The 5,493-nt window shown below is 52.3% G+C and carries 8 protein-coding genes; all 8 read right to left on the bottom strand.

What is annotated here, in order from left to right; all coding sequences use genetic code 11:
• Positions 1-311 precede the first annotated feature (311 nt).
• The gene (locus QOL81_RS25635; protein ID WP_128884959.1) at positions 312-815 is read right to left on the bottom strand and encodes an antirestriction protein; all 504 of its coding nucleotides are present in this window, start codon (positions 813-815) and stop codon (positions 312-314) included.
• A 394-nt stretch (positions 816-1,209) separates the two neighbouring features.
• The gene (locus QOL81_RS25630) at positions 1,210-1,401 is read right to left on the bottom strand and encodes a hypothetical protein (RefSeq protein ID WP_283440167.1); all 192 of its coding nucleotides are present in this window, start codon (positions 1,399-1,401) and stop codon (positions 1,210-1,212) included.
• A 54-nt stretch (positions 1,402-1,455) separates the two neighbouring features.
• On the bottom strand, positions 1,456-1,860 hold the full coding sequence (locus QOL81_RS25625; RefSeq protein WP_128884957.1) for a DUF1281 family ferredoxin-like fold protein: 405 nt from the start codon (positions 1,858-1,860) through the stop codon (positions 1,456-1,458).
• Positions 1,861-2,212: 352 nt separating this feature from the next.
• Entirely contained in the window at positions 2,213-2,770 is a 558-nt protein-coding gene (locus QOL81_RS25620; protein ID WP_222706555.1) for a helix-turn-helix domain-containing protein, read from the bottom strand.
• A 79-nt stretch (positions 2,771-2,849) separates the two neighbouring features.
• Positions 2,850-3,254 carry a plasmid partitioning/stability family protein gene (locus tag QOL81_RS25615; protein ID WP_128884951.1) on the bottom strand — a complete coding sequence of 135 codons (405 nt, stop codon included), beginning with the start codon at positions 3,252-3,254 and terminating at the stop codon, positions 2,850-2,852.
• Between the two features lie 2 nt (positions 3,255-3,256).
• On the bottom strand, positions 3,257-4,231 hold the full coding sequence (gene parM / locus QOL81_RS25610; protein WP_128884950.1) for a plasmid segregation protein ParM domain-containing protein: 975 nt from the start codon (positions 4,229-4,231) through the stop codon (positions 3,257-3,259).
• 258 nt (positions 4,232-4,489) lie between these two features.
• The gene (locus QOL81_RS25605; protein ID WP_128884949.1) at positions 4,490-4,831 is read right to left on the bottom strand and encodes a DUF3085 domain-containing protein; all 342 of its coding nucleotides are present in this window, start codon (positions 4,829-4,831) and stop codon (positions 4,490-4,492) included.
• Positions 4,832-4,877: 46 nt separating this feature from the next.
• The gene (locus tag QOL81_RS25600) at positions 4,878-5,381 is read right to left on the bottom strand and encodes a hypothetical protein (protein ID WP_128884948.1); all 504 of its coding nucleotides are present in this window, start codon (positions 5,379-5,381) and stop codon (positions 4,878-4,880) included.
• Between the last annotated feature and the right edge of the window lie 112 nt (positions 5,382-5,493).

Here is a 5,493-nt window from a genome sequence, read left to right as displayed (position 1 = left end):
AACGGGTGAGGACGCCGGCAACGCGTACCCTTGTGCCGGCGGCGCCCCGGCTCAGCGTCTGTCACGGGGACAGTCTCTCTGCGCGGATGCCGGGCATGAGGGGATACACCAGAAAGTGCCAGGCCTTTAGCCTGGCTGCCTTAGCGAACGGCCGCATTAGCGGGCGGGCAGTGAAAGCGGCGCCGGCGAAGCCGGCTGCAAGCGACCGATCGTTGGTTTTTAGCGACTCAACGTCGCTAAAAACCAAACGCGCGCAACGTCGATACATCACACGTGGAGGAGATATCCGGGCTACTCGCCCGGATAAATTATTAATCGATGGCTTGGAATATCAGCGACTTTTCAGGGTGTTGAATGATACTGATGTAATCTTTAAGCGCATCTTGGCGCTCGATTAATCGTTGACAGGTCAGCGCATAATCTTTCCCCAGTTCTGAAGCTTTCCAGGAAAGGTGATTCAAAACAAAAAGCGTTGCGATGATCCCTGCAGCATCCGCCGAAACATCAGCATCGAAGTAATTACCCGGAATAGTTAAACGATAAACCCCATCCGCTGGCGCGATGTAACCGGTTGGGTGGTTAATAATCATGTCAGCCCATGGCCCGACTCGGCCGGTGAGCCCTACTGGAACCTCATAAAAATTCCACATTCCCCCATCGTAATTGCTGTGTCTGCTTAAAAAGTTGATGGCCAAGCGTTCACCTACCGGCGTGGCGAATAATTGAGGTACAAAAGCTAAACGGCGACGCGGATCGGTAATTTCAATTCTGCTCACTTCTGTTGCTGGCTGGGTGGCGTTTACTGCAGTATTCATACTTCATTCTCCGGCTTCACTTATGGTGCACTTTTTCTCGCTCTTGCACAGAGCGGGGAGCACGTTGCTGTGACACCAGACCGCCACGTTCCATTGGGGACGACAGCAAGGGCGATGTCGGAAGCCGCAGCGCAAACGACCGCAGGGAGTGCGAACGGGTGAGGACAGCGGGCGCCAGCTTTCCCTTGTTGTCGTACCGGAACGGGGCAGCGTCCGTCACAGCATAAGTGAACGCCGCGGCACAAGATGCCAGGAAAAGTGCGCCATGAAGCCGTTGTAACGGTTTTCCTTAACGGCCGCCCATGGCGGCCAGTGGATGCGGCGCCGGTCATAGACCGGCTGCAAGCTATCACTCTTGAACTTTTACAATATCAATCGCGTTCTGCAGCACGTCCTAGTTGATGCCAATATTGGCATCATGATTGTCATGGACAACCTCCATCGCCAGCTCAATATCGTCAGCCGTCAACGTTGCATCCAACGCGAGAAAATCATCATCCAGCCAAAAACTGGCCACGCACAGCGCGTCATTGGGATAACGGTTTAGCCGGGCAATAAGCCCTGCGATAGTCATTTTTGCAAGCATCCTAATATTCCGTATTATTCAGTTAAGCGCCCTGTCAGGAGCGCGAGAAAATCGTTAACCACCGTAATCTGGTACATTCCCCAAGACATACTCCGGGCCTACAACCTCGGCATATCCGTATTCGTCCAGATCGTCTGACCATTCAATATCGTCACTGGCACTATCTATATATTCGCCACTTGAATAGACGTGATACCCGCAAAAACCCTCCCCCTCCTCGCAAAACGTGTGGCAAATATGGCAGGAGAAACGCTTACTCAGACTGCGGATCTCGGAACCTTCAGGGGGAGCCCACCGGGTATGAAAATCCAGCTGTATTTCACCGTCGAACTCCACTAATGCAACATCAACATCGCTGAAAAAACTGTCACTTCCTTCGCAATGTGAAAATTCGGCCAAAGCGGTAAGTTGATCAGGCGTCCCAGTCACGATAAGGCGGTTTGCACACCAATTCGGCATAATTCTTCTCCAGTCAGGTTGTCGGATATCGGCTTGCGCCGTAGCCAAAACACAGACGTGCGGAAAGCGGAGAATGCAGGGGCCATACCGCAAGCCGCATGCGCAAGCGAGCGAACGACAGCAGGGAGAGAGTGAGTGCGAACGGGTGAGGATATGGGCAACGCGTACCCTTGCAGGCGCAGCGGCACGGCTACGTTCGGGCTACGGCGTAAGCCCAGGCGACGACATACCATTTAGATCCCCGCCCGCAGGGCGGAAAAAATGCAAATCGCAGAAGTTGAAGTCAGAGATGGGGCCCCGGCAAGGCCGGGGATCCTTTGAGTGGCCAGAATTGGCCACCATAAACAGTGTGTTATTTCACTTCAATATTAACCAGTTGCTCCAGAACCTGCAGTAACCTGGCTGACGGATAGGTTGCCCAGACCGGCAACAACGTTATCAGCGTAACAGCCTGTGCGGCCAACATCAGTCGACGCGGCAAAACCCCTTGCTCATAGTTCTTGACGGTCCGAAGCGAAACCCCAAGATAATCCGCGGTCTGCTTTTGCGTCCAACCCAGCGCCCCTCGCCATGCCTTCATACCTGCTGAAGGCATAATAAGCGATACCACGCCCCTGGACTGAGGTGTAGTCTGATCGTGGCGCGTTAGCGCCTGCAGTTGCAAAACGATTTGCGGTTGCTCCATTCGACGCAAATCGGGTAACAAGCGGACCAGCATCAGTGTCTGGATCCCCAGGCGAGCTGTTCGGGACACGCCACTATTTTCATAGGTCCGATAAGTCCGTTCTGACACCCCCAGAGCATTGGCGGCATCCTCTTGCCGCCAATGGCTCCCCAGGCGCAGCGAACGCGCCTCAGACAGCGAAAAGTATTGGCCGGCGCGCCATAATCTCAACTCAAAAACATCCATGCATTGCCCCCTTAAAAAACAGGCAATTTTTGCACCCTAAACGAGACAAAAATGCAGACAAACCGGCAATAATTGCCCCTTAGAGCAATTTATCCAATTTCTTGCGAGCCTCATCCAGGGGCCCCAATTCGCTACGCTGCTGTACAGGTTCAACCGGATCCACCAATCGACAATTATCACCAGACAACGCCATAACCACGTCGCGGATCGCGGCCATTTCGGGTCTCCAGCCTGTTGTTTGACTGACCAGGTTGACCAGCTGCTCGCTGGTCAACTGGCCGTTATACATCGTGGCCAACAATACTGGTAATCGTGAATCGAGCTGATGTAATGCCGCCGTTGTGATGATGGCATTACGCAGAAAATCCCCGCGCACTCGCTGCGAAATGGATTCAACCACATTCAGAGCTTGGCGATCTGCCTCGCAGTCCAGCTGCAAATAGCTGGTAAATTTTCGGCGGGTATCACTGCTGTTTTCGCTCACGGTTATCCCTCTTGTTTATACAATGCCATTTCACTCGCCAGCGCCATTTGCGGGTTTTCGACCAACGTTATACGTTCCGCCGACAGTTTCCAGGCTTTTCTTACGGCGGATTCTATCAGCGGAGCGCCCCCACCGACCAGCCAAACCCGGTTAACGTGGCGGAATCGCGCCAGTTCGTTCACTACACGATCGCCAAGCCGGGTGATACCGTGCTCTATCGCGGCGATAACGTCATCAACACGGGAAGCATCATTTATCAGCTGTGACAAAAAGGCCCGATCGTGACGACGCTGGATCACCGTATCCGCCACATAGGCGCTCGTATCGCTGTCCGCCATACGCAGCGCCGTCAGCGCGGCCTGCGTCACCATAGAAACACCCAGGGTAGGATTACCGTGGATCGCCGTCACATCGTCGAATTGCCCGACGATCACCCCGGCATCAAGCGTTGTGCCACCCAAATCGATAACCAGGGACGTTTCCAGCGGCCCAACATTCTCCTGGACCAAGTGAGAAAACACCGCCGGTAGGGATTCAGGCATCACTTCAACTGCTGTCACCGTAAAAGCGTCTCCTTTATTCAACGTCACAGGTCGAAGCAGGTTGTCGATTTTTCGCTGAATATTGACTGTGTTTTTCTGACAGTCATCGGTATAGAACTCGCTGATTGGCAATGTGACAGTCAGCTTAACCGATTGTGGCTCAATGCCACTGTTTAGCAAGGCATGGTGAACCGCGAGCAGATTGGTATCACCGTACTGATACTCAATATTGGTCGTGCTGATCGCCTGCTGGCTAACATCGTCAAAGGTGTACTTCAGGCCATCAACGGAATAGTTGTACGTCCGACGGCTGCCGATGCCGTCGATTTTCCATCCTGGACGGAAAGAATTAGGCGATAGGGTCGTATGTAAATTCCCCGCCATATACCAGGCCAGCTTCACATTGGTAGAACCATCATCACAGCAAATATGCATTTCACAACCCTTTAGTTACTCAATTTGAGTATCATTATAAGTAAATCAGAGAGCGCATCAAGCTATAGTTTCTCAAAATGAGTAATTTAAATAACTCAATATGAGTTTATTGGTTGCTAACTTTCGTTGTTACGCATCAAACTGAGTCACTTTATTATTGAAGAGTTCCCGCCACAGGCCCCCTTGATGCTCAATATGAGTATCAAGGAGGCTTTGCCACACCGCGGAACTATCACCAATGCGAACCGGGCGTCGCTTTTAACCCACAGACGTCATACAGAACTCGGTTTGTGTAATGAGAAACTCAAGATAACCTTGTTTCTCCAGCAGATGATCAAAGGTCGGGTCGTCCGACGGGAGACGCTCCATAAAGTCGTCACCGCCACATAATCGGCAGGCTTCATCAAATACGTCTCTACTGTCACGGGTCGTCGGATCCAACCCTTCCGCATAGGCCAATAACCGCTTTCCTTTGGCATGCGATGCCGCCATCAAATACACCCCCTCATCCTTGACCAACAGCACATCACTCCCCTGTTGACGCGCATGTGTGATCACCTCAATTGTCTTTTTACCCTTAAAATAAATCTTATTATTCATATTGATACCATAATTAGATAGGGCGGCAGGCGCACCGCCCTAATGATTACTTGTAGATTTCGGCGATGACGGCGGCCAGTGCATTAGCTTTCGGTAACGATTCAAGACGGGTATTCATCATGACCAGTTCAGTCGCAAGTAAGCGTGCCGATACGCTGATGTGTTGATCAGGTTGCTTACGGCTGTTTAGGAACGACAGCAGTGCGAAGGCCGCATGAGGATGACAAATCACCTCCTCTGAAAACTCGGTAATTTCAGCGTCAAAATGGCCCATGGCGGTGAGTAATACAGACTGCCGCCATAATGGAAAATCGGCATAAAATCCAGCCATGTGCAGGCGGTGCCCCAAGTGGAATAAATCGGCCATTAAATCAGCGAAAATCGACGTGACGTCGCGTTCATCACCCGGACATCTAGCCAAGAAAGCCAACACAGCCTCCGCTGCCAATGAAATGCGGGCCAAATTGTCCTCCGTGCGCTCGTCCTGCAGCGGATTGCCCTGTTTGCTAACAGCCAGCTCGGCCAACATCTCTTTCAGTGATTTCGTCATAAACCCTCCCGTTACGACTTCTTTCTGGTGTATTCCCCTTTTGGCTTTCGCCGGCGCGGGGAGCCTGGCGCCGTGACAACAAGACCGAGACGGGGTATCAGCTGACGGTACA

Origin of the sequence: Serratia sp. CC22-02 (assembly GCF_900182895.1) — a bacterium.
Taxonomy (GTDB): domain Bacteria; phylum Pseudomonadota; class Gammaproteobacteria; order Enterobacterales; family Enterobacteriaceae; genus Serratia; species Serratia nevei.
The sequence above is the reverse complement of the archived record's forward strand: the minus strand, read 5'-3'. Positions and strand labels throughout refer to the sequence as shown.